This is a genomic window from Roseovarius sp. Pro17, from assembly GCF_035599575.1.
Lineage (GTDB): Bacteria > Pseudomonadota > Alphaproteobacteria > Rhodobacterales > Rhodobacteraceae > Roseovarius.
This window is the reverse complement of record NZ_CP141179.1, coordinates 3,511,737-3,534,404: the sequence shown is the minus strand read 5'-3', so window position 1 is coordinate 3,534,404 and position 22,668 is coordinate 3,511,737. Positions and strand designations below refer to the sequence as shown.

23 protein-coding genes and 1 pseudogene are annotated in these 22,668 nt (G+C 53.9%); 14 read left to right on the top strand and 10 right to left on the bottom strand.

Going from position 1 to position 22,668, the window contains the following annotated elements; all coding sequences use genetic code 11:
• The first annotated feature begins 31 nt into the window (after positions 1–31).
• Both U3654_RS17065 and U3654_RS17060 read left to right on the top strand, forming a co-directional pair.
• Positions 32–460 carry a plasmid mobilization protein gene (locus tag U3654_RS17065; protein ID WP_324752725.1) on the top strand — a complete coding sequence of 143 codons (429 nt, stop codon included), beginning with the start codon at positions 32–34 and terminating at the stop codon, positions 458–460.
• Positions 454–1,977 (top strand): relaxase/mobilization nuclease domain-containing protein, encoded by a 1,524-nt coding sequence (locus tag U3654_RS17060; RefSeq protein WP_324752724.1) that lies wholly within the window; start codon positions 454–456, stop codon positions 1,975–1,977. Before U3654_RS17065 ends, U3654_RS17060 begins: the two co-directional genes overlap by 7 nt.
• A gap of 115 nt (positions 1,978–2,092) precedes the next feature.
• On the opposite strand, the gene U3654_RS17055 is transcribed toward U3654_RS17060, so the two are convergent.
• On the bottom strand, positions 2,093–3,190 hold the full coding sequence (locus tag U3654_RS17055) for a hypothetical protein (protein WP_324752723.1): 1,098 nt from the start codon (positions 3,188–3,190) through the stop codon (positions 2,093–2,095).
• An 877-nt stretch (positions 3,191–4,067) separates the two neighbouring features.
• Positions 4,068–4,358 (bottom strand): HigA family addiction module antitoxin, encoded by a 291-nt coding sequence (locus tag U3654_RS17050; protein WP_324752722.1) that lies wholly within the window; start codon positions 4,356–4,358, stop codon positions 4,068–4,070.
• A gap of 119 nt (positions 4,359–4,477) precedes the next feature.
• Here U3654_RS17050 and U3654_RS17045 point away from each other — a divergent pair, with 119 nt between their 5' ends.
• Positions 4,478–5,725, top strand: coding sequence for a type II toxin-antitoxin system RelB/DinJ family antitoxin (locus U3654_RS17045; protein WP_324752721.1), 1,248 nt, complete (start codon positions 4,478–4,480; stop codon positions 5,723–5,725).
• On the top strand, positions 5,722–6,558 hold the full coding sequence (locus U3654_RS17040; RefSeq protein WP_324752720.1) for a hypothetical protein: 837 nt from the start codon (positions 5,722–5,724) through the stop codon (positions 6,556–6,558). The genes U3654_RS17045 and U3654_RS17040 overlap by 4 nt, the downstream gene beginning before the upstream one ends.
• Here the strand turns inward: U3654_RS17040 and U3654_RS17035 are convergent.
• The 3 genes from U3654_RS17035 to U3654_RS17025 all read right to left on the bottom strand — a co-directional run bounded on the left by U3654_RS17035 (position 6,555) and on the right by U3654_RS17025 (position 8,624).
• Positions 6,555–7,781 carry a phospholipase D family protein gene (locus U3654_RS17035; protein ID WP_324752719.1) on the bottom strand — a complete coding sequence of 409 codons (1,227 nt, stop codon included), beginning with the start codon at positions 7,779–7,781 and terminating at the stop codon, positions 6,555–6,557. The genes U3654_RS17040 and U3654_RS17035 overlap by 4 nt on opposite strands.
• Before the next feature lie 122 nt (positions 7,782–7,903).
• Positions 7,904–8,200 carry a hypothetical protein gene (locus U3654_RS17030; RefSeq protein ID WP_324752718.1) on the bottom strand — a complete coding sequence of 99 codons (297 nt, stop codon included), beginning with the start codon at positions 8,198–8,200 and terminating at the stop codon, positions 7,904–7,906.
• Between the two features lie 4 nt (positions 8,201–8,204).
• A complete protein-coding gene (locus U3654_RS17025) occupies positions 8,205–8,624 on the bottom strand; it encodes a helix-turn-helix domain-containing protein (protein ID WP_416384601.1) in 420 nt (139 codons plus the stop codon).
• Between the two features lie 371 nt (positions 8,625–8,995).
• On the opposite strand from U3654_RS17025, the gene U3654_RS17020 reads away from it, so the two are divergent.
• Both U3654_RS17020 and U3654_RS17015 read left to right on the top strand, forming a co-directional pair.
• The gene (locus U3654_RS17020) at positions 8,996–10,090 is read left to right on the top strand and encodes a tyrosine-type recombinase/integrase (protein WP_324752716.1); all 1,095 of its coding nucleotides are present in this window, start codon (positions 8,996–8,998) and stop codon (positions 10,088–10,090) included.
• A gap of 4 nt (positions 10,091–10,094) precedes the next feature.
• The gene (locus U3654_RS17015) at positions 10,095–10,574 is read left to right on the top strand and encodes a hypothetical protein (RefSeq protein ID WP_324752715.1); all 480 of its coding nucleotides are present in this window, start codon (positions 10,095–10,097) and stop codon (positions 10,572–10,574) included.
• A gap of 138 nt (positions 10,575–10,712) precedes the next feature.
• On the opposite strand, the pseudogene U3654_RS17010 reads toward U3654_RS17015, so the two are convergent.
• A pseudogene (locus tag U3654_RS17010) lies at positions 10,713–11,342 on the bottom strand (tyrosine-type recombinase/integrase).
• 211 nt (positions 11,343–11,553) lie between these two features.
• Between U3654_RS17010 and U3654_RS17005 the strand changes: the two are divergent.
• Positions 11,554–12,825: a tetratricopeptide repeat protein gene (locus U3654_RS17005; protein WP_324752714.1), complete on the top strand. Its 1,272-nt coding sequence runs from the start codon at positions 11,554–11,556 to the stop codon at positions 12,823–12,825.
• A 216-nt stretch (positions 12,826–13,041) separates the two neighbouring features.
• Here the strand turns inward: U3654_RS17005 and U3654_RS17000 are convergent, their stop codons facing one another.
• Positions 13,042–14,154 carry a dipeptidase gene (locus tag U3654_RS17000; protein ID WP_324752713.1) on the bottom strand — a complete coding sequence of 371 codons (1,113 nt, stop codon included), beginning with the start codon at positions 14,152–14,154 and terminating at the stop codon, positions 13,042–13,044.
• Here U3654_RS17000 and U3654_RS16995 point away from each other — a divergent pair.
• From U3654_RS16995 to U3654_RS16980, 4 genes are all read left to right on the top strand, one after another.
• Positions 14,153–14,755 (top strand): XRE family transcriptional regulator, encoded by a 603-nt coding sequence (locus U3654_RS16995; RefSeq protein WP_324752712.1) that lies wholly within the window; start codon positions 14,153–14,155, stop codon positions 14,753–14,755. The two genes, U3654_RS17000 and U3654_RS16995, sit on opposite strands and share 2 nt — an antisense overlap.
• Before the next feature lie 112 nt (positions 14,756–14,867).
• Entirely contained in the window at positions 14,868–16,427 is a 1,560-nt protein-coding gene (locus U3654_RS16990) for an ABC transporter substrate-binding protein (protein ID WP_324752711.1), read from the top strand.
• Positions 16,428–16,700: 273 nt separating this feature from the next.
• Positions 16,701–17,048 (top strand): DUF1801 domain-containing protein, encoded by a 348-nt coding sequence (locus U3654_RS16985; protein ID WP_324752710.1) that lies wholly within the window; start codon positions 16,701–16,703, stop codon positions 17,046–17,048.
• 10 nt (positions 17,049–17,058) lie between these two features.
• Entirely contained in the window at positions 17,059–17,484 is a 426-nt protein-coding gene (locus tag U3654_RS16980; RefSeq protein WP_324752709.1) for a GFA family protein, read from the top strand.
• Positions 17,485–17,893: 409 nt separating this feature from the next.
• Here U3654_RS16980 and U3654_RS16975 read toward each other — a convergent pair whose 3' ends face one another.
• Complete coding sequence (locus U3654_RS16975) at positions 17,894–18,415, bottom strand: trypsin-like peptidase domain-containing protein (RefSeq protein ID WP_324752708.1); 522 nt, start codon at positions 18,413–18,415, stop codon at positions 17,894–17,896.
• A 470-nt stretch (positions 18,416–18,885) separates the two neighbouring features.
• Entirely contained in the window at positions 18,886–19,200 is a 315-nt protein-coding gene (locus tag U3654_RS16970) for a hypothetical protein (protein WP_324752707.1), read from the bottom strand.
• A 495-nt stretch (positions 19,201–19,695) separates the two neighbouring features.
• Between U3654_RS16970 and U3654_RS16965 the strand changes: the two genes are divergently transcribed.
• Positions 19,696–20,079: a hypothetical protein gene (locus U3654_RS16965; protein WP_324752706.1), complete on the top strand. Its 384-nt coding sequence runs from the start codon at positions 19,696–19,698 to the stop codon at positions 20,077–20,079.
• A 1-nt stretch (position 20,080) separates the two neighbouring features.
• On the opposite strand, the gene U3654_RS16960 is transcribed toward U3654_RS16965, so the two are convergent.
• Positions 20,081–21,373, bottom strand: a complete 1,293-nt coding sequence (locus U3654_RS16960; RefSeq protein ID WP_324752705.1) for an alginate O-acetyltransferase AlgX-related protein — start codon at positions 21,371–21,373, stop codon at positions 20,081–20,083.
• A gap of 689 nt (positions 21,374–22,062) precedes the next feature.
• Between U3654_RS16960 and U3654_RS16955 the strand changes: the two genes are divergently transcribed.
• Positions 22,063–22,476: an SxtJ family membrane protein gene (locus tag U3654_RS16955; protein WP_324752704.1), complete on the top strand. Its 414-nt coding sequence runs from the start codon at positions 22,063–22,065 to the stop codon at positions 22,474–22,476.
• A gap of 42 nt (positions 22,477–22,518) precedes the next feature.
• The gene (locus U3654_RS16950) at positions 22,519–22,668 is read left to right on the top strand and encodes a DUF5989 family protein (protein WP_324752703.1); all 150 of its coding nucleotides are present in this window, start codon (positions 22,519–22,521) and stop codon (positions 22,666–22,668) included.

The window sequence follows — 22,668 nt, the reverse complement described above, 5'->3', positions numbered from 1 at the left end:
TCCCACTGAAGAGCAAACAGCAAGGCGACCCATGTCATACGCTGGCGCTGCTGACACGGGACCTTGCGAGGGGCGGCAAGCCTCCCCTTCGAACCCCACCGGCGCGGGCAAATCCCGCACCAAAGAGCCGCTGACCGAGACCTTCGTCTTCCGGTGCACCGCCACAGAGAAGGCCCAGTTGCGCGCCAAGGCCGAGGCCGCTGGTCTGCCCGCCGCGACTCTGCTGCGCGAGGCGCTTGGCCTAACGGAGGCCCGCCGCCGCAAGCCGATCCCCCGCGTTGATCCGGCGCTGGTGCTGGCCGTTGGACGCATCGGCGGCAACCTCAACCAGATCGCCCGGTGGCTGAACCGCGCGATGCTGGCGGGCCGCACCGACCTCGACGCGCTCACCGTTGCCCGCCGCTTGCTGACCATCGAACGCCAGCTTTCCCAGATCGTCGAGGCGGCGCGCCGATGCTGATCAAGTTCTTCCGCAACGGTAAAGGCGCGGGCGCGGGTCCGGTCGGCTACCTCGTCGCGGACAAGGTGCTGGCCTACGACGACAACCGCGACCTGATCCGCGATGCCGACGGCCAGCCGATGACCGTGACTCGCGAACCCTTGCCCGAGGTCCTGCGCGGCAATCCCGACCGCACCGAAGCGCTCATCGACGCCAACCGCCACCAATGGACCTACCGCGCAGGCGTGATCAGCTTCGCCGCCACTGACGCCCCGACCGAGGAACAGCAAACCGAGGTCATGGACGGGTTCGAGCGGCTGGCCTTCGCGGGGCTGGACCCGACGCAATATGAGGTGCTTTGGGTCCGACATACCCACGAAGACCGCGTCGAGCTGCATTTCTGCACACCGCGCTTAGAGCTGACCTCGGGCCGCAGCCTGAATATCGCGCCGCCGGGCTATGAGAAAGCCTTCGACAGTTTGCGCGATGTGATTAACCAGCGCCACGGCTGGGCCGATCCGATGGAGTTGGAGCGCACCCAAGAGGTTCGCGACACCATCGAGACCCCAACCCGCGCTCAGGGCCGTGACGAGTTGCATGCGTGGCTGCAAGACCAGATCAGCATCGGCCTGATCACCGATCGCGCAAGCATGCTCGACGCGCTCGTCGATGCAGGTTTTGACATCCCGCGCGCGGGCATAGCCTACCTAACCACCCAAGACCCCGAGACCGGTGAGCGCTGGCGTTTGAAAGGAGAGATTTTCCATGAAGACTGGCAAGCCGACCCGGCTGAGCGAGAAGCTGAACGCGGAGCTGGACATGATCCGGCAGGGATACGCCGCCTCGATGGCATCCCAGCTGGAGAACTTCAGGACCGATTTGAACAGCATTGCGACCAACGCGCAGCGTACAATCGAGAGCGATACCCGCACCTTTCTGCAACAGAACAAGAGCTGGCTGACGATCTCGCCCTGGCTGATCACTGGGACGTTCTTGGTAGGGATCGTCTCGATGATGGCCGCGAGCTTGCTTTGGACGCTGATGCTGGCCAGCTCGGAACTGACGGACTTGGGCCTGACGCGGATCGACAGGGAGGACGGGGCCTGGCTGGTACTGGACCCGACCAAGACGCGCCTGAGGACCTGCACGCTAGGCGGCAGATCAGTGACCTGCATCAAGATCGAGGAGGAATAGATGACGACACCCCTGACAGCCTTGGAACGCGACTTGCTCGCCTGCGTCGAGCGGTTGGTGACGGCCTGCGAGGTCTCAGCAAAGGAATTGAGCGGGTTAGAGGCACGCTCGACGACCAAAATGCAGAGCCAGATGGATGGATTGGCCGCCTGCGTGTCGGTGCTCATTCAATCGCAAACGGCGTCCGTGGCTGCGTTGCACGGCTTGTTGAACAAGGGCTCGAACTACGGGAATTTGCGCAGGCAACTCGAGACGAGCTTGAAATTAGTCAAGGCCGCCGAAGAGAGGTTGAGGCAGAGCTAGAGGCGCGGGAGGTCGAGATGGATCGGGGGATGACGCATTGAGGCAATCTGATAAGCTAATCATGCGGTCTTCGCTCTTTTCGAAGAACGCGCGCTCACTAGCCCTCGGAAGCCTACTTTACACGCGCAACGACTATTTCACTTTGCGCATAATTTTCTATGCTCCGACCGCCTTCTTTAGCGCCGCAATCGCAACTGGCACGCCGATAGCAGCTGACTTTTCGAGAGTCCAAGCTCCTGCTGATTTGAGAAATCCCATGACTTTTGATTGGTCACCGTTCTCGGCTGCATTCTTTGCTGCTTTTACAGAGGCGATAGCCACAGCTGCTTCGTCAGATTGATCCTCGTCTCGTTCCAAAGCTTCAAGCACTTGACCAAGTTCATCAGCAAGCGCACTCATTTCGCTCTGACTTGCCTTACCTTGAATGAGGTTTTCGGCGAAATTTGCCGTTCCACCATCTCCGAATTGCCCTTGTGCTGGTGCATTAAAAGTATACTTTGACATGTTATCTCCTTGATTAAACTCTAAATTTTTCGCAAAGATCGTAGTTATGGACTTTTCCACGAGGCGTTCGCCAACCGCATTCGTCGAAACATCTATTATTGTTCTCAGTTTGTCTTGAGTAAGGTGTCCCTCAGATCTCAGAGCCTGAAGCACAAGAGCTGATAGATCGTCTGAGTTGGTTTCTCCGATGGTGTCTTTTATTCGGTCCAATGTCGACGCATAATACCTTTTCAATCGAACGAGCTTTTCTTGTGCTAGATCTGGTTTTGACTGGAAGTCTTTGTAGAGACTACCACCGTTCAGCTCTCCGGAAATCAATGAAAGAGCCTTCATTTCGGCAGATAACCTCAAGAATCTTATTCTAAACCGCCTCGCCTGATCTTGGTCCTTTCGAGAGTGATTTCCAATTACTGGAAAAGATGCGGGTAAAGGTACGTTTCCGACCAATGGGCTCCGCATGAAGACCGCATCGATTGTTTGTCCTTTGGGATCGGTATCGGCTTCGTCCCTAAGCCACCTGTAGGTGCGCGTTTGAGGGAGTGACGCAACAATTGTCCAGTCCAAAGGCCTTATCAAAGAACTTTCAAATGGCGTTGGTTCACCGGAAGTATCGTGCAACTCGGAAGCCACGAAATAGTGTCGCCTGAGCCTTGCGCTCAAACTTTGAAAAGTGACTGACTCAATTGATTTTCCAGAAAGCGCTTGAGTAAAACGGGTTTCGAACCTGTGGTTTAGGAGAAGAGCATCCACTGCTTCCCTTAGCCGCTCGCGACTGTGCCAAGTTTTCTGTGGTGCGATCAATTCTACGCCAACTTCGAAGCGGATCGCGGAAGTTCCGTCGCCAATCACTCTGAGGAACTTGACTGCCGCTAGAGCATTCACTTTCGAGTTTACTAAGCGTCCTGAAAGTCTCTTTGGTTGCCGGTCAATGTATTTGGTGGCGTCTACAAAGTGCCGCTCCGTTCCTGTTAGCACAGATGAGCTGGGTCGTTGTCCATCAATTGGGTGTAATTCCCGACTGCGTACTTTTCCAAAACGTCGAATAAACTCCAACGCTCCGGGCGCGGGCCAAGAAGGTTTCGAAACTGCTTCGGGCGGGTCAATAAAAAATCTTCTAAGGTCACAGAATGGTATCTGAACAACTAAAAATACGTTTCTTCCCAAACACTCTCTCCGGTTGGAAGTGCCCTCCACAACACTAGGTTTGCGGAGGGCTCTTCGCTGAGAACCTCTTCCCAGATCAGCTAACCAGTGAGCTACGCCCCGTCAAATATGGTCGGGGCGGCAGGAATCGAACCTACTACCTTTTGGTTTTTGAACCAAACGCTCTATCGCCTTACCAGTATGGTAGTCTTACGCGGCAATGCACGACGCACTTTCAGGGAGGGAATGCGCCCCACAGTTTAGAAGTACCATTGGTTGCAAAAAAGTCAAGGCAACTAGCGCGGGTAAAATCTTGAAGCCCGACTAGAAAAAAGGGTCGATATCGTTTGTTCAACTGGTTATTGGGGTTGGCGAAAAAGCGCCCTTTCCAATTGGACTAAGAAACACCCAAACCTCGAGCGTGGAGACAGATGTACGAATATTCTAGCATCAACCGGTTTTACTTTATCGGCAGTAGTTCCAACTAGGCGGCAATTAGCGGCTCAATGTTAGATACGTCGATCTCCTTAGATGCCAGGGCCATGTCGTAGTGCGTCTGCAAGTTCACCCAATACGCCGGGGTTGTATTGAACACACGAGCGAGGCGCAGCGCTGTGTCGGGCGTGATTCCTGTGGTTCCTTTGATCAACCGCTCGATCCGCGTCCGAGGCACGCCCAGACGCCGCGCAAACGCGATTGCCCCCATGTCTAGGGGATCGAGGTAAAGCTCTTTCAGGACTTCACCTGGGTGCATTGGGTCCTTAAGCAAGTTCATCCGTGAGTCCTTTCAATGGCTTGAACAAATAGATAACGAATCTGATGTTCTCGCGATGTGCTACATTGTACTTCACACTGGTTCCTACTACAATTTACCTCACAAAATGAGTGAGAGATATGTCGACCAAACCCACCACGACAATACGCATTGATCTAGAAGTGAAGAAGTGCGCAGGTGCCGTTTTTGACGAGATTGGCATCAGCATGTCCGCAGCAATCAATACTTTCCTCAAAGCTGTCGTTCGCGAGGGAACGATACCTTTTGATATCGTGACTGAACGCCCAAAATTGAATTCGAATTCCGGAAATGCGAAGCTCAATCGCGCGTTCACTGTCAAGAAAGATGAATTTTATACGCAGTATGACGATGTGGCTAGGGAGATGGTGAAGCATCGAGAGCAACTAAAGGGAAAGGCCATACTTTGTAACTGCGACGATCCTTTTGAGTCGGCTTTCTTCCGGTATTTTGCGATCAATTTCGATAAACTCGGGCTGAAGAGGTTGATATCCACCTGTTACGGTGAATCCTCAATCGCAGGACGGGAGTATCCGTTAGAGGGAGTGACGGGTGCTTATAAGGCGGTAGTAACCGAAGTGCCCGACGAGCCTCTGGTGAGGCCAGACGGCTCGATGGATTTGGAGCCCTTGTTTTCGATGCCAGGCAATTCTCTCGAACATCTCGTTGGTGATGGAGACTTCCGGTCAGAGGAGTGCAGAGTATTGCTTGAGGAGGCTGATATAGTTGCGACCAATCCACCCTTCAGTCTTTTTCGCGAGTACATTTCTCTACTGGAGCTTCACGAAAAAGATTTTGTGATCCTCGGAAATATGAATGCCACGACGACGAAAGAGGTCTTCCCTCTCTTTCGTGACAACAAAGTTTGGTACGGAGAATCTATCCGCTCGGGGGACCGCAAATTTCATGTACCGGATACCTACCCGCTGAACGCCGCCAACTGCGGTGTAGACGAGAAAGGACGACGCTTCATCCGGGTCACCGGCGTGCGCTGGTTTACTAACTTGGACACAAGTATGCGGCACAAGCCCATAACATTGACCTGTCACTACACACCGGAAGAATATCCGAGTTACGAAAACTACGACGTTATTAACGTTGGGCGCACCCAAAATATTCCCGTCGACTACGAAGGGATAATGGGCGTTCCCATTACATTCCTTGATAAATACAGTCCAGATCAGTTTGAAATCATTATGCTTGCCAACGGCAACGCACGCACCAACGTATCCCCCAAGACCCTTAAAGAGGTAAATTATCGCCCGCATTCAGAGGACAGGGGAGGTGTCGGCATCATCAACGGCCGCCGCGTTTATGCACGAATCCTGATCCGTAAGAAAACCACATGAGCAGCCATTTGCGCGTACCCTGCGCATATCAGGGCGGAAAACAGCGTGTCGCTGCTCAGATGGTCGACCTTCTTCTCGAGGCTGCTCCAGGACCGAACTCCCGATTCTACGACCTGTGCTGCGGTTCTGGCGCGGTGTCAGTCGAACTAATTAACAGAGGCATCGACCCATCACGCATTTGGATGCTCGATATTAGCTCTTGGGGCTCCTTCTGGTCAGCCATCGGCTCCGGTACATTCAACATGGACGTTTTCGATCAGTTTCTGTCCGTTCTACCAAGTGATAAACGCGATATTAAAGCTCACATGTTGGCGTTATCAGCACTTCCGGTAGACGGTCATGAAGCAGAACTTTATCCACTGCTTCAGGCCTGCTCTTTTGGCGGAAAGCAGATTTGGCGGAAAGACGACCGCTGGGCGAACGCTTGTTTTCGAAGCTATTGGGAACCAACCGCGACTAGTGTTCGTCGCAGTCCTGCCAATCCCATGCAGCCCTCTCCGCCGGAGCTGCGTCGCCGAATTGGCGCCCTCGTAGATGGAATGAAAGGCGTGACCTGTCTCAAAACTGATATCATGGATTTACTTGAAGACCCGTTTCCCAGCGATGCTGTAGTGTATGTCGACCCTCCATATCAGAGCACGACGGGGTATGGATTTGGCTTCGATGTTTCAACTTTTATAGAGCACTTCCGCCACGCAAATCAGGCCCCATTGTTCGTTTCGGAAGGAGCTCCTCTTAACGACACAGCCTCAATGCTCACATTCGGCGGCGCGAAAGGCGGCATTAGCGGGATCCGGAAAGGGAAACATCAAGAATGGCTGTCTCGTTTCTAGATCAAACCTAGAAATCTAGCTTGCTTAGTCTGCCCATTTCGAGCCAAAATACTTGATGCCGCTTTGAAGCTCTCAAGCTCAGTCTCCGGGAAAACAGACATAGAGTAATAGTCACCTTGAACTCTAGTGAATGTAACTACTTTTCTGACCAAATAGGGCGCATCGCTTTCGGCCCTAAAGGCGTCAGTGATTTTTCTGTTTGAAGAGTCGATCCCTTTGATTTGGAGACGCCACGTGCCATTTGCCTTGTCGCCCTCTGGAAAGAGAATTGTGTTGTCGGCGTAGTCATTTCCTTCAAAATTGAGGGTAATATTTTTCGTTTGATCCGTGGCAGTCGGATTGAGCCCGAAAAACTCAACACCGCCTCGCATGAACTTAGCTTCACCCAAGTCAAAAGGGGTGCCGGTTGGATCACCTTCCTCAACCAACGACTTTTTTGATAGATCAAGAATGTTTCTTGAACCACCAGTCATCTCTCTGGTCTCAAACCAAATAGTCTGTTTCTCGTCATTTAGTTCCGGTGTGTGGACATCAGCGTGAGCTTCGGAAACTACCGCCGTCTCTTCTTTACTTGCCGGATTAAGGCGAGGTAGCTTTGCAGGAGCACCAATTCCGAAAAGTCGCTCATGAGCGCTATCTTCTTTAGCAGCCTTTGCCCGTCGAACACGGTCCGCGACTTCCTTACTTACATAGTCGTTTTGCAGAAGCGTATCGATCTCTTCTTGAGTTGTAATCGGCATAAATGAAGCTTTGAGGGAAACTAACTCCTTGAAATAGTCGCTAACCCCCTTTTGGACGGCCATCTCCTTGGCGTTTGCAACATCCGTTGGAATGTGTACCGAACTCTCGAAGTTGGTCCAAAGGCCGCCACCGGTCAGATTGTGTGAGCCAACAACTAGCAGTCCATTTTTTTCGCCTGAAAATTGATAGATTTTTGAGTGGAACGTTTGGCCTCTTTCAGAATGTACGACATTGAGAGTGTCAGAATGGAGCAGTAAAGTTGTCAATGCCTCGTACGACGTCCCGCCAAGATCGACGCCTACATAAACATTCACTTTGGCGCCCCCATCGCGAAACTTCTGGAGTGAATCTTTGATCCTTAGAACACCACTGTTTTTTGCAAACGCGACTGCAATGTCCAAAGTGTGAAAGTTTGGCGATTCAAGCAGTTCGATCAGGCGGTCCCCTAGCTGTCCAGTAAAGGGCTGGTTCATCAACTCCATTAAACTATCCTTTGAAAATATTTGTCGGATGAAGGCCCAATTTCAAACGCAGCTCGGCAGAGTTGAACGTAAGAGAGCGCAATCCAAGTAGCGGCGGCTCCATACAGCGCTTCGTGTCATGCCTACTCCGCAATTAATCGTTCCAATTTCTTGCTCGCGAAATGTAAGGTTAGAACTGAGCCAGTTAAAACAGGAACGAGGGCTCCGGCTACGGCAACACAGATGATTAGGCATGCAGTGAACCAACTGAATTCTGTGTCGTTGGCAAAGAAGTTGAAGTAGAGAAAGCCCGCAAGATATAGGGCACAGACGCCCGAATACACATCGTACAGTGGTGATAATGGCTCAATTGCGGTTCGTTTTGCTCGTCCCAAAGTCGCCCGGCGGATGCGTTTCCAGTTTTCGCTCGGCTTTTGCATTTTTTTACTCCCTTACAAGCTCAATCCAAGTGTGAATATCGTCGTCGGTGACCTCGCGACCTTCTATGTGTGATTGATACCAACGGGCGATGATGGCCCCGCGTTTTTCACCTTTGATCGTGATGCTTTCGTCGGACAGGTGACGGTCCAGCGAATTTTCAATGCGCTTCAATGCATCAAAATCGTGGGATGCCCGCACCGATTTCGCACCCATCAACAACCAAGATATGTCTATGTCAAACCGTTCAATCATGGCGACAAGGGCTTCTACGGGTATGCCTCGCTTGCCCTTTTCATAGCTGTGATATGCCCGTGGCGAGACACCAAGCGCCTCAGCCATAGCTGCTTGAGACAAGCCAATTTCGTTTCGAGTGAGCGCGAGCCGAGGACCTATCTCAGCCAATATGCCTTGAGTTTCTCGCACCAATCCAGTTTCCAGTTGACGAGTCGGTCCATTTGCGCGAAGTTCGCACATATGGACGACAAATTTCGTTTCAAATCATCTGAACACGTCAGATGGTGCTGAACAAGCGATTCCATACGTTGTCTGGCGCAATACAAAGCTAAAGAGGATAACCAAAAAATGGCAGAGATCGACAAGACTGACAGCTCGCAAATCCTTGGACTTGGCAAGACGCCAGCACAATGGGTTGAGATCATGGCAGAGCGAGGGATTGAAATTTCCGAACGCACACTGCGAGAGCGGGCAAATGAGATGGGCGCGTTCTATCGGCTCGGGCGAACCATGCTGATCACACCCGCGCAGATCGATACGATTTTTGAAGGAGGTCAGTCATGCCGCTCGAAATCTACAAGAGGGGCCAGTACTACTACGTCTACGGCAAGATCGAGTACAATGGCCGACCGATCACACGCACATACCGCGACAGCACTAGATCGACTACAGAAGCAGGCGCACGGGACTGGGTAGCCCGTGAAACTGAACTGCAAATCCGTCGCCATGTGGTTGGCGAAGAGTCGAGCAAGTCATTCTCTGATGCAATCATGCTCTACAATGCGTCTCCGAAGGCCGCGAAGCAATTGATCCCAATTGTCGGACAAATAGGCGACATGCCCTTGGCCGCGATCTCTGGCGCACTCTTGAAGGGGCTGGGACCCAAGCTAAAGCCGAACGCGTCTACTGATACGTGGTGGCGTGAGATCGTGACGCCTGCCAGCGCAGTGATCAACAACGCACACGAATTGGAAGGTACGCCGCTTATACGGGTGAAGCCCTATGATAAGTTCGAGCGGATCGCACAGGACAGGCGGCGTGGGAAAATCAGCAGGGTTGAGCGAACACCAGCGGACAAGGAATGGATCGAGGCGTTTTGTAGCGCTGCCGACCCATATAACGCGGCATTGGTCCGCTTCATGTTCGAGACGGCGGCGCGGATCGATCAGGCAGTATCATTAGAGCCTGACGATCTAAGGCCTTCTGAGAACAAGGTCAGGGTCAAGGCCCAAAAGGGGCATCCGGAGAGCTGGATCACTGTTTCGCCGCAGATGATGGACGAGCTGCTGGCCTTGCCAGCGAAGCGACCCAAGAACCGTAAAACTGGCAAGTTCATGAAACCTCGTGTGTTCGGCTATGGCAGTTCGACAGGCTACAACACGCGTTGGAAGACGATCTGTAAGCGGGCGGGCATCCCATACCTCTCAGCCCACCCCGCAGGAAGGCACGGGTTCTTCACGGAATTGGTAGTGCGGCAAGGGGTCGACCCCGTAACTGCGGCCAAGGCTGGGCGCTGGTCTGACCCCAATTTACCTATGCGTATCTATGCCCATGCGGAGACGGATGAGGCCGATGTCAGGGCCCGTTTTCGTACAAACCATGTACAGAAAGACCCTGTACAAACACCCAAACAACAGAAATCAAAGAAGGAATAACGCTATGAACGGTTCCCTCCTAAGGGGCAGGTTGTTGGTTCGAATCCAACCGGGGTCACCACCTTTACAGTTTTCAAAATTCGTGCTCGTGCTTTTTTCCGTCGGTCGCGTTCCCACGCGGAAGAGCGCGACGGCTACCAAGGATGAGATAACCGTAGAGAGCGAAGCCGCACGGCCCCTCGAATTCCCCTCGCCAAAAAGCCATATGAAACAGAAAGTGCCTCAGAAAAATACGAGCATGTCCAATTTCCATCTCAAATCCACGAAAACTACGCACGATGAAAAGCCTGAGTGCGGTTCTCGTATTTTTTTCTCGAAACATGGCGAGGCCGCACAGAACGCTTCTCTTCTGCTCGGTGGCGCGACAGCATATCGCAGATGCCTTTGCCTACTGTCGAGCCTGCGCGACGCACCTTTGGCATCTCAAGCACGAGCTGGTGCAGTTGCATCGGCTGCTGATGCTGATGCTGGACGCAGTTGGTGATCCTGATGCCTTGAAAGCAGAATTCTTTTGGAGATCCACCCCCACGATCCAATCGTCGAAGATCTTTGCATGTTGGCTGATCAACTGTTCGATTTGTTGGAGGTGATATGGGCCGCTCGTGTCGAACGGCCCAACAGTTTAGATTTCCATGGCTTCCGCAATTGCCAACGCGTCTTCAAGTTCAACGCCCAAATATCGAACGATGCTGTCCATCTTCGTGTGTCCCAGCAGGAACTGAACTGCACGCAGATTGCCCGTTTTTTTATATCTGAGTGGCCTTCGTCCGCCGCATTGAGTGGGTGCCGCAGGCGGTGACTTCCAAGCCTATGGACGAGACCCAGTCCCGCACCATGCGGGCGTATTGAAGCGTGAAGATATGCAGGCGTTCATGAAATCGCCCCGGCCAGTGGTGTTCGGAACCGACCATCGGCGGGTCCTCCATCCACTTGGCCACCGAGGCGCGCGTGCCTTCCGAAATATCAAAACGAACTGGCTTTTGGGCTTTGCTTTGAAGTACGGATGCGCGTTCCTTGATTTGGCCTGAAGCCATCACCCGACGACTTTCATCTTCACCAAATCGCAACCGCGCAACTTGGTGTCGATGGCCATGTTGAACAAGGCGAGATCACGATGGTTCTCGGCGAGCTCAAGCCGCACGCGGATCGCCCGGACATGTTTGGCCTTCAGCAGTCGTTTTTGTCCTACGTTGCGCCCCTTGTTCCAGACGGGGCGAAGCGCGCGAATAGCAGGTAAGTTTGATGTTTGCATGACAGCTCTCCGATCGGCCATGCTCCCCCCCCACATCGACAACCCGACATTGACAACACACCGTATCACAAAATACTGCGCCGCCTCCGAAGTCGCCTTCGAGCCCAATCTGCATGATGCTGCACGACTTATGACCGACCGCTCCTTCGGAGCGCGCAGACATGATGCACGTTTTCAAGTATCTTGCCTGTGATCAACCAAGGTGCGCCTGATGAAGGATCGATACGGAAATCCCCTGTCTACGAACTCTCAGACTGCGCGGGACGCGTATATTCTGGGGCTTGATCGATTTCTTGGTGCCGAGGCGGGCGTCGAGTCGACACTGGTGCTGGCAACTCAAGAAGACAAGGACTTCGCTCTCCCCCATGTGGTTCTGGCGCGTTATCGTCAACTCATCGGAGATCGAGCAGGGGCACGCCGGTCGCTTCTGGATGCCAAGCAATGCGATCGACCGCAGACAAACCGGGAGAGGTGCCAGATCGAAATCATTGGTCTGCTGATCGAAGGTCGAAGCGCCGCGGGATACCGAGCCGCACGAGAGCAACTCAGGGACTACCCCCGCGATGTGCTGGTCGCTCAGGCTTGTCTCGGCGTCCTAAGCCTGATCGGGTTCAGCGGACAACCGGGGCGCGAAGCCGAGAACCTTGCGTTGGCCGAAATTCTGGAACCCCATTATGGCGACGACTGGTGGCTCCAAGGCCTGCTGGGGTTTGCTCAGGTCGAGGTGGGTCAGTTTGACCGAGCCGAAAAGAGCATTGAAAAGTCACTTTCCGCCAACCCGCGAAATGCGCATGGTGCGCATTTTCGGTCTCATCTTTTCTACGAAACGGGCCAAACAAACGCCGGCTACGCCTTCATCACCGATTGGCAACGCTCATACCAAAAAGAGGGGCAGATGCATTGCCATATTGCGTGGCACATCGCGCTATGGGCTTTGGCGCGGGGAGACATAGACGAGATGTGGCGGATCGTTGACAGTGACATTGACCCGAGGGGGGCGTGGGGGCCCCCGTTGAACGTGATGGTCGATTTGGCGGCTGTCCTCTACCGCGCGGAAATGTCTGGCGTCGAAGTTCCGCAGGCACGTTGGCAGGTAGTCTGCGATTATGCAGCCGCGAACTTTCCTGATCCAGGCTTGGCTTTTGTGGACGCGCACGCAGCACTTGCCTACGCAATGGCAGGAAGATCAGAAGCACTCGAACGGATCATTACAGGCGCCAAAGGACCGGCCGCTGACATTGTTCGCTATCTGGCAGAAGCATTCGCAGCCATTGCTGGTCAGAACTGGTCAAAGGCAAACGACTTTTTGACAAAAGCGCTGTGGGATCACGCGCGGCTTGGCGGTAGTCGCGCACAACGTGATCTGATCGAATACGCGTCGGTCGGCGTCTTGTTGCGATTGGGGCGCCATGACGAAGCGCGTCGGCAGCTCGCCATGCATCGCCCCAAAGCCGTTATCGGAAATGCAGTGTTGGGTATATGACAGGGGCCTGACGAAGCGGGCTTTCGGGCATCAATCGGAACGTTCGGGAAGTCCCGCGTAGCTGCCATCCGACCGACTCAAATGCTGCACATAGAGCGAATGGCAAAAATGCGAATGCGGCGGTGCAGCCCCCCATGGTAAACAATGCTCGAAAGGGACTGGACCTAAACCGCGATAAGACCTCAACTCACCTGTTCAGCTTCGTCAGCCAGCCCCTCAAACCACTTTCCAGCATCGTTTGGCGATCCGGTGAAAATTATCGCCCCAAATCAAACCGATGTCGCTGTCTGTGTATCCCAAGGCTGCCAATCTGTCGCCAAGCGTACCGAGTTCCTCGGGCGGCACGAACTGCAATGATTTGTAGAAATTCTCGTCGAACCCGTGTTCGGTTGGAAACCAGTATGATGGGTCTGCACCTGCTGGAAGTTCCTCGTCGGCCTGATCGTAGACATAGTCGAGCCCGATCCCCACATGCCGCGGGCCGACCCGCTGGACGATATGGTCGATCTGCTCGACCATGCCTTCGACATTCGCTTTGCCCTCCGGCAGAAGCTTGCTCATCCCGGTCACGCCAATCACACCGTCGCATTTTGCACAGGCGTCGATCATCGCGCCGGTGATGTTGCGCAGATCCGGCTCCAGGTCGCGGACGTTGGCGTGCGAGATGACCACCGGCTTGCGCGCCATGTCCATGATGGCCAGCGAGGTGCGTTCATTGAGGTGGGCGCAGTCGACGACGATCCCGGCATCCTCGCACCTCGCAACCAGCGTCGCCCCATATGCAGACAGTTCGACCTGCGGATCGTAGCAGCCGCCAGCCGCATCGTTGGCGCGATTGTAGGCGAAATGCATCTGGCGCACGCCCAAACGATGGTAGAGATCGACCATGTCCGGATTCCCGAGTAGGGGCATCGCCCCCTCTAGGTCGAAGGCGACTGCCAGCTTGCCCAGACGCGCGGCCGTCTCCACGTCCTCGACGTTATTGGCCAGCATCAGATCAGGATGGGCGATGATTCGGCGCCGGAACGACGCGATCATCTGCATAATGTCCCCAACTGGCGTTACGTCCATCCCAACATTGATCGAAACAAAGTGAAAACCGTTCGCATGGTGGCGCATCACGCGCTCGAATGGGTAGTCATTCTTGAGCGGGACACAGGAGTGAGCGTCCCAGCGAATTGCTTGTGATGACATGGTTTTCTCCGGCCTCGGGCAAGTGTTGTTGCCGCAAACTAACGCTTTGCGAATGCCGTGGCCAGATGAGTAGGTTACGTTTATCAAACTTTTTACTATTGCTAAACATTTTGTTTTCAGCAATGATTTTACCATGGACGACTTCGCGAACAGCTACCCCAAGAACAGCCGACCGAGGGTAGGCGCTCTGTTGCGGGCGCGCCGCAAGGAGCGGGGGCTGACACTTGATCAGCTTGCCTCGCAGGTCGGTCTGTCACGCGGATTTTTGTCGCAGGTTGAGAACGACAAGGCTTCGCCGTCGCTGGCGTCCTTGGTGCAGATCAGTCAGGCGCTCGGCGCGGATGCGCGGGATTTCCTCTTTGTCCCGCCCGCGACGTCGATAGCCAGCTATGCCGCGCATCGCGTGCAATACGCGGTGCCCGAAAGCGACGTCATATATGAACGGACGACCGGATCCTTCGATGGTCGCACCCTGAATGGTCTCATCATTACCATCCCGCCGGGATATTCCTGCGAGCCGCAGCGCCATGACGGCGAAGAGATGTATCTCGTGCTGGATGGGACAATCTTCTGCGAGGTGGATGGCAAGCGGTTCGACCTCAATATCGGGGACACGGTCCACTTCAACTCGCGCGAACTCCACCTCTACGGCAATCCGACAACGAAGAATGCCAAAGTGATGTGGGTAGGCACCTTGCAGCTGTTTGGCGAGGATCAAGACAAGGGCGATGGATAAGCCATCCAGGATCGCCACCGAAGGTGACGGAGCGGTTGCTGGGCGCGACAATTCTCGCGACCAGTGCCGCCGACTGACGCAAGTATCCGAAAACCAATGAGGAGATACTCGAATGTTTGATAGAAAATTTCCGACACGGCGCAGCTTCATGCGTGGCACCGCCGCCCTCGGCCTGTCCGCGATGGCGGCGTCCCACAGCGCAGGCGGTGCATTTGCTGCAACACCTAACAGAGGGGGCACCTTGCGCGTGGCCAAGGGCGATGGCGCAACCACCGATACGCTTGATCCGGCGACATATACCGGCAGCTTCATGGTGGCCACTTCCTATGGCGTGCATGGCTTCCTGACGGGAATCCGGCCCGACGGCGATATCGAGCCGCAACTCGCTGAAAGCTGGGAGGCGTCGCCTGATGCACGGACGTGGCGCTTCACATTGAGGCGCGGTGTCACGTTCCACGACGGCAAGCCGCTAACGCCCGAGGATGTCGTCGCGACGATACAATATCACACTATGGAAGGGTCCAAATCGGCTGTCAAGACGCTGTTGGAGGACATCGAAAAGGTTGAGGCCGACAACGATGTCGTCGAATTCACACTCTCCACCGGCAACGCGGATTTTCCGTTCACCTTTACCGATTATCACATGCCGATCCTGCCGTCCGTCGATGGCGGAGTGGATTGGAAATCGGGGAATGGATGCGGCCCCTACAAGCTGATCAAGTTGGAGCCGGGTATCTCGGCGAAGTTCGTACGCAACCATGACGATTGGGACCAAAACCGCGGCTGGTTCGAAGAGGTCGAACTGCTTTCCGTCGCTGATCCCAACGCGCGAACCTCCGCGTTGGTGTCAGGCGAAGTGCATGCGACCGACAAGCTCGACCTCAAGACCGCTGGACGTATGGGGCAGAAGCCGGGCCTGACCGTTCATTCGGTCGAGGGCAGCCAGCACTACGTGTTTGCGATGTCGACGAACACTGCCCCGTTCGATGACCCCAATGTACGCCTCGCGCTGAAATATGCGATCGATCGGCAGGAACTGGTCGACAAAATCCTGTTTGGATACGGCGCCGTCGGCAACGATCACCCGATCGGCCGTAGTCAGCGTTTTTTCAATACCGATCTGGAGCAGACGGTTTACGATCCTGAACGCGCTAAATTTCATCTGAAAAAGGCTGGCCTCGATTCAGTTTCGGTAGGGTTGACCGCCGCCGACGCCGGCTTTCCGGGGTCCGTGGACGCGGCAACCCTCTATCAGGCCTCAGCGGCCAAGTGCGGTGTCGAAATCGATGTCACCCGCGCCGCCAATGACGGTTACTGGTCCGACGTCTGGATGAAAAAGCCGTTCTCAGCCGCTTGGTGGGCAGGCCGCCCCGTCGAGGATGCGATGCTGACAACGGTTTATGCCTCGGGCGCCGCATGGAACGACACGTTCTGGGAAAATGAGCGCTTCAACGAACTGCTCGTTTCCGCACGCTCGGAACTGGACGAGCCAAAACGGCGCGATATGTATTTCGAAATGCAGACAATACTAAATGGTGACGGCGGCGCGGTTATTCCGGTGTTCGCGAACTTCGTCTTTGCCACAGATTCAAAGGTGCAGACGGGCGAACAACTCTCGGCGCATTTCAACATGGACGGCGAAAGATGGATGGAACGCTGGTCCTTTGCTTGACGTTTAACTTTTAACAAAAGCGGATTTCATCTTGGGAGGTTTTCTTCCAAGATGAAATTCTAACATTCCGAATAGAGCATAGTTATAGGTTTTGTGAGTCCGTTGAATTTGGGCAGTCACACGTTGAGCGCCACTCAAAACGGCTCTGTTGCGTTGCTTTTACTTGATCCAAGATGAACCCTGCGCAGGGGAGGTTCATGCGGCATTTTAAAGAGACCCGCGACGAATGCGACTTGATCCAGAACGTTTGGCTTGAAAGCAGGGAGAAGGAGCATGGCGATAAGCCGTATCCAGCAGGACGCAATTGTTAGAAAGCTAGATCAGATCATCCGTCAGACAGTACCGAAAGTGGAAACACTTCCGAAATATGGCGGCACGCTCTACACATTGAAACCGAGCGAGAAAGAAGGGCAGTTCTGCGGCATTTTTCGATATGAGGATCATGTCCAGCTTGCCTTTAGCAACGGCATCGCCCTTGAAGATCCCCAACGCGTTCTCTCCGGCAAGGGGAAGTTCCGTCGCCACATCAACTTCTCTGATCTTGAGGTGATTGACCCTGAAGTTCTGGCGGAGTTGATAGCCGACGCTGCCCAGTATCAACCTTCTCGGAACGCAGAATAGTGTTTAGCATATGACGAAGAAATACACAGGAAAATGCCTTTGCGGCAAAGTCACTTACGTTGTTATTGGGCCGCCAATCGTTGTTGCGCAATGTCATTGCAATAAGTGCCGCCGATTGAGCGGAACAGGTCACACAGTAGGTGCTATGTTTACTTCAGACGCCGTAACCATCAGCGGCAAATTGAACGAATTCAGCTATTTATCTGACAAAAATTCGCAGGTCACAAAGGCGTTTTGTGCGACCTGTGGTAGCCCAATTTACGGGAAGAGCACTCGAACACCCGGTCATCTGACGCTGACGCTTGGTACAATGGACGACGCCTGCGGGCTGGAGGTTGAAGTCGTCATATTTGAGCGCGAAAAGCCACATTGGGATCAGCTTGGGCAAGACGCCGTTTCTTTTGCGACACAGCCTGATTGGAAACCTGGAGGCTGAGCCGCATCCTACGTTGGGCTGATTTTGGCAGGCAACTCTGTCCGCACTGCCGCCGTGCGCGCACCGGAGATGCTGCGCGACGGGCAAATGGCCGGTCTGGGAAAACTCGACGCGGCGTTAGACGTGTGGGTGAAGGTCCATTGTGAGCCGTTCACGTAGGACAGCTCCGCCGTTTTGATCCCGTCATCTTCGTCTGAACGTGCAAGGGCCAGTAGCGCGTAGGCACCCAGGTTTGCCACAGATCTGTGCGATCTTGGTTCAGCGCATCGAAATCTCTTCATAGGAACACGGACCTGTCACCAAGCTATGAACCAAGCCATTGCTAATTTCGACAGATGATATTGATCGAAGCGGCGACCGCGTTATCCCAGCGAAATTACCAAGTGCCGCGATCAGACGGTGGTATAGATCACTGATTGCACTTCACGAGGCCGGTTGAGGCATCCAGAAACTCCGCGGCCTGTTCGGGAGCAATGGGGTCTACCCCATCAACTTCAGAATAATCGATCCCGTTAGAGGGCAGGAAGACTTTCGCCAGTGAACCTCGGATTGCGAAGTTGACGTACTGCGCGATGTCTCCGGTCGCACCTGCCAGCACCACGGTGTCCAGCTTCGAAACGACCACACCGACCACGCCGCCGTGGCGGTCGATCGCCGGGCCACCAGAGTTGTCCGGCTGGACCGGCGCCGAGATCTGGATACTCGTTTCGCCGTCTTGCAGCCCTTTCATCAAGGATACGCTTCCGCAGTCGACGCTGAACCCGCCCAGAAGGCCGTGAAGCGGGTAGCCGGCAATGGTGATATCTGAATTCAATGCCGCCTCGTTTTTTGAGAACTTCAGCGGTGTCGGCTTCTCGACTGCTTTCAGCCTGATGGCCGCGAGATCGAACGCCGAGCTTCCGGAAACGATTTCAGTCGGCTCTCCGCGCAAAAAAGCGGGGAACAGCCCTCGACTACGTGGGCATTGGTCAATGCGACACCGTCATCAGTCACGAAGAAAGCGGTTTCCGTAGAGCCACCCCGACAGCCGCTCATCGGGACACTATTGTGGTTCCGAGCGCGCCAGCCCTGCGCTAGATGGCGCTGAGGTTGCAGGCTCAACGCATTCTTCGAAGGATGCGAGCAGTTCGCCCGCGTACGACAAAAGGACATCATTCTCAGAGGGCACAATTCTCACAGATGAACCCGGGTGAATGCTGCTCCATACAAGACCAATTTCGGACTTTAAGGAATGACCCGCCACTAATGCGAGTGTCGACCAAGACCCTGCAATCAGGTCATTGCGAATATAGACAGTGCTTGTCCTCGTCTGCGAGGATTTGACCTAGGTCTTTGAGCTACGCAGGGTGTAGGGCTCACCAATGACCTCCGTTCCCTCAAGTATTGCGTGGTGCAGGTCAGTCAAGCCGTAGTCGTTAAGATCGTTGAATATGACAAAAGGTCTGTCGATAAGAGATGCCACTTTTCGAACAAGCCATTTTTCTCCTCCAGACGCAGATTATCGAGGGGAAGCATCAATGAGTAGTCGAGGTAACTGATGTGTTTGTAAGCCCAGCCCTCGTCAAGCCATCGATTGAACGTTTGGCTAGTCAGATACGCCGCATGGGCGTTGATCGGCTTCATGCCTTCAAATTCGGCAGCCGTGTATCGCACGAACGCGCTTTGGCTAGCATTGCCCCAACTCCCATCAAGAAGACAGCTGTAGCGGCCTTCCATTGCGAGGGCAGCTTGCAGGAATCGTTTTTATGGTTTGGTCAGCGGACGTCCGTCAAACTCAGACCATAGGCCCGTGCTCACCGGTCGATCCGAGGCTCGATCACATGAGCGCCAGTTCACATCGCGGACATAACGATCTCCGGTCGAGCAATATGCGTCGTCAGGGATCGAGCCCGATCCCTTCGTTGCGGATATGGCGGCCTTTGATCCGCGCCTCGGAATCATATCCGAAGCGATGGCGAACCATCCATTGCTGCTCCAAAAAACCCGAGCAACATTTTGCCAACCTTGTTCGTAGATGTAATGCCGTGCGGCCGGAATTTTTGGCCGCGATGCGACAACGACGGCGCACTGTCCGGAGGGCACGAGGTTCTGAGCCCATCCCGGAGCTGCCAAGTGGCTTGCAAAGATGGACAAAACGTCGACGAGTATAGTTCGATACATTGGCCCAATTCCACCTGCCAGATATGACGGCATCAAGGCAAGGTCACGAACATGCAGCGTCTATCTATTTATGTGTCGGAGCGGCTAGGACGCCATGCCCATTGCTCAGGTTTCGCGCCGACCACCCCGGCGTGGGAGGGCTATGCTGATCGCCACTTGCAAGGTCCACTTTGTCCACCTCACGTTGATCTGAGCACAAAAATGCTGCGCGATGTTTGGCCGTCAAACACCATGCGCAAGGAACCGCAAACCTACAACGACCTGATGGCGTCTGCCGTCATCGATGTTACCACCCTACAAGAAGCAGCTATCCAGACGGCAAAGGACATCAATGCTGCTAGCGTACATATCCATCCGGACAATGCCCGAACTCGACATGTCTTATGTCGCAGCAACCGAGTGCCGAACGGGCGCGTGCCAACCATTTTTACTTAGCTCACATAGTGTTTAGGCCCAAAAACGCCTCCCAGCTTGCCAGCGCATGCGCTGCAACGTCATGCCCGGTTTCCGCCCAATGCGTGTCGCCCCAGAGCCAAGGAACACGCTGATTGACGGCTGACAAAGTTAACGCGTCTGTAAGGTCCAGATAGGGTATTCCCACTTCCTCACTCCAGTTCCGCATGGCCTGCGGGATTGTTGAGAGGTGAGCATCTACGTCCGCAACTCTGCTCTCGGCTGGGAAGATGCAGAGCGAGTTCAGCACACGGAACTTGGTTGGTACAAACACCAGAGCATAGCTCCCGCCGGCTTGCCGAACTTTATCTGCAAAGCCTTCAATCGCAGTTTGAACATGGGAAACCTCGTCCATGCGGCCATCGAATGATCGTCGCTGCCAAAGAAACAAGTACGGCTGCCCGGCAATCCTGCAATAATCGGCACTCTCCAACGCGTTGGTAGGGTCAGTCGCTTTCGCCGCAATGCCCCAAAGGGAGCGAATGAACGATGGCGGCGCGGCCTTGGCCGCAGTGCCTTTCTGCGCGGCTTCGGCGCGATAGGATGCAGAATCGAGTAGATCGTTACCCTCGAAAAAGAACTGCACTACTGTTTTGTTTGAGAGATCAATGCCCGAAGTCAGCAACAAGTCGTGTTGCGCTTGAATCGAGAGGCCCAATAACGCCACCTGCATGACCGGCCGATCCAACAGTTTTTGCAGGACCGCATCAACCGTTTTCGATCTTGCGACCTGCGCGCCCAGCACGATTGAATCGCCAAGCACAATAATGTCGGCAGCGGCATCGCCAGGGTTGCGAAAGCCATACTTATCAGTTGAGTATTCAAAGGAGATCGGATCGCTTGGCAGCCCAACACGGGTCGCAATGTCTTGGAAAGTCTCACCTGTTTCTTCTTGATTCGGCTGCGCAGCCCATCCAACTCCATCGGTAGTAGCGCGGGATTGCAGAAGAAACGCATCCCAATCTATAACTCCTGCCCGTCCCAACCCTTCGAGGGCACCCAATAAAAGCACGATCGTGCATCCCGATGTCACGAAACCGAGAAACGCATTTCGGCTCTTCGAATAGGTGAGGAATGCAGGCCCGCAGGTGAATCCAGCCAAGAAAAGCAGGAAAAACGGGAGCCGCCAGAGTCCGAAAAGACGGCGCGTTTCCGGCGTCGTTGGGTTCGCGTCTGCAGTGAATAGCAGAATGCAAATTGAACCAATAATTAATAATAACGCAATTCCAAAAGGAGAAAAAATAGTTTTGAAAAATAAGCTGATTGTTGATCTCATACCCTAGGTCTTCCTCATACACACCTTACGACTAACGAATTATCTTGTTTGAAATAACCTACATAAATTGAGGTCATATCTTGATAGAACCCAGGCGATACAAAACGCTCTTTGACTTGATAGCATGAACGATTTTTTCATATTAGTATACTTTTCTTTCGCCAAACCCGCCGCCCAACAGGCATACTTGGGTAGGTAGCGTCAATCCGTGGACAGCATACCCTCTCGCGACATTGCTACTTAATGCGCTGCCGGGCGATGGATCATGCCGTCGACATCACGTCCCATCAGCGCCCTTAGCGCGATCTCTGTTTCGGCCTACAAAAATAGCTGTCATCACGCATTTGCGGCAACCCAATCAACGGCACGTTTGCTCAGACCGTCGGGTGCTAGGCTGGCTTGCTGTCGAACTATGCAAACTTCACCATAACCAACGTCCTTGATTGCCACATTTATTTCGCTACCGACAAGGTGCGCAATTTCTACTACTTCCGTGGACACTACTGTCACAAAAAACAGCGATGCCCACAGAAGCGGGAACAGTTCAGTTGCGCTTGCTTAGGAAGAGTACTTTACAACGCGGCATTTCTGTATATCGTAAGCTCTAGACTTGATGTGCGATTTTCTATCTGCTCTATTTTATCTATTCTTTGTAAATGTTAACTATTGTCCTGCAGTTGGAAACCATAGTGTCCGAATTAGAAACGAATACCGAGATTAAAATTGGCTCGGAAAAGTCCTTTGGGATTGTTTTCTCAATCGTATTCGCCATCATTGGTCTATTTCCGCTTTTCGGCGATGGGCAGGTCAGGCTCTGGGCGCTTGGTATCTCAGCTATTTTTCTTGGCCTGGCATTTTTGAAACCCTCAGTTTTGACGGTTCCGAACCGTCTATGGTTCCGCTTCGGACTGCTGTTGAATACGATCGTCTCTCCCATCGTGATGGGGTTGATCTTTGTTCTGACCGTGATCCCCACAGGCTTGGTCTTGCGCGCCCGCGGCAAAGATCCATTGAGGAAAAAGATGGACCCCGACGCCCAGACCTACTGGATCGCGCCCGAAGAGGGGCATCATCAATCGTCCTCCATGAAAAACCAGTTCTAAGGCGCTTTTCGCCATTTGCAGGCACCAAACAAGAGGTTCACTATGTTCTTTCTGTCCGAGCTCTGGGATTTCATGCGCGTTCGAAAGAAATTCTGGATGTTGCCGATGCTGATCATGATGGTCATCCTTGGTGGCTTGATTGTGCTGACCCAAGGGTCTGCAGTGGCTCCGTTCATTTACACGCTGTTCTGA

Bases quoted from the DNA above. Each gene is read 5' to 3' on its own strand.
- U3654_RS17000 (WP_324752713.1), bottom strand. From the start codon at position 14,154: ATGGTAAAATCATTGCTGAAAACAAAATGTTTAGCAATAGTAAAAAGT.
- U3654_RS17005 (WP_324752714.1), top strand. From the start codon at position 11,554: ATGAAGGATCGATACGGAAATCCCCTGTCTACGAACTCTCAGACTGCG.
- U3654_RS17045 (WP_324752721.1), top strand. From the start codon at position 4,478: ATGTCGACCAAACCCACCACGACAATACGCATTGATCTAGAAGTGAAG.
- U3654_RS17030 (WP_324752718.1), bottom strand. From the start codon at position 8,200: ATGCAAAAGCCGAGCGAAAACTGGAAACGCATCCGCCGGGCGACTTTG.
- U3654_RS16995 (WP_324752712.1), top strand. From the start codon at position 14,153: ATGGACGACTTCGCGAACAGCTACCCCAAGAACAGCCGACCGAGGGTA.
- U3654_RS17050 (WP_324752722.1), bottom strand. From the start codon at position 4,358: ATGAACTTGCTTAAGGACCCAATGCACCCAGGTGAAGTCCTGAAAGAG.
- U3654_RS17065 (WP_324752725.1), top strand. From the start codon at position 32: ATGTCATACGCTGGCGCTGCTGACACGGGACCTTGCGAGGGGCGGCAA.
- U3654_RS16985 (WP_324752710.1), top strand. From the start codon at position 16,701: ATGGCGATAAGCCGTATCCAGCAGGACGCAATTGTTAGAAAGCTAGAT.
- U3654_RS16950 (WP_324752703.1), top strand. From the start codon at position 22,519: ATGTTCTTTCTGTCCGAGCTCTGGGATTTCATGCGCGTTCGAAAGAAA.
- U3654_RS16990 (WP_324752711.1), top strand. From the start codon at position 14,868: ATGTTTGATAGAAAATTTCCGACACGGCGCAGCTTCATGCGTGGCACC.
- U3654_RS16980 (WP_324752709.1), top strand. From the start codon at position 17,059: ATGACGAAGAAATACACAGGAAAATGCCTTTGCGGCAAAGTCACTTAC.
- U3654_RS16960 (WP_324752705.1), bottom strand. From the start codon at position 21,373: ATGAGATCAACAATCAGCTTATTTTTCAAAACTATTTTTTCTCCTTTT.
- U3654_RS17020 (WP_324752716.1), top strand. From the start codon at position 8,996: ATGCCGCTCGAAATCTACAAGAGGGGCCAGTACTACTACGTCTACGGC.
- U3654_RS17035 (WP_324752719.1), bottom strand. From the start codon at position 7,781: ATGGAGTTGATGAACCAGCCCTTTACTGGACAGCTAGGGGACCGCCTG.
- U3654_RS16970 (WP_324752707.1), bottom strand. From the start codon at position 19,200: ATGGAAGGCCGCTACAGCTGTCTTCTTGATGGGAGTTGGGGCAATGCT.
- U3654_RS17040 (WP_324752720.1), top strand. From the start codon at position 5,722: ATGAGCAGCCATTTGCGCGTACCCTGCGCATATCAGGGCGGAAAACAG.
- U3654_RS16965 (WP_324752706.1), top strand. From the start codon at position 19,696: ATGCAGCGTCTATCTATTTATGTGTCGGAGCGGCTAGGACGCCATGCC.
- U3654_RS17060 (WP_324752724.1), top strand. From the start codon at position 454: ATGCTGATCAAGTTCTTCCGCAACGGTAAAGGCGCGGGCGCGGGTCCG.
- U3654_RS17015 (WP_324752715.1), top strand. From the start codon at position 10,095: ATGAACGGTTCCCTCCTAAGGGGCAGGTTGTTGGTTCGAATCCAACCG.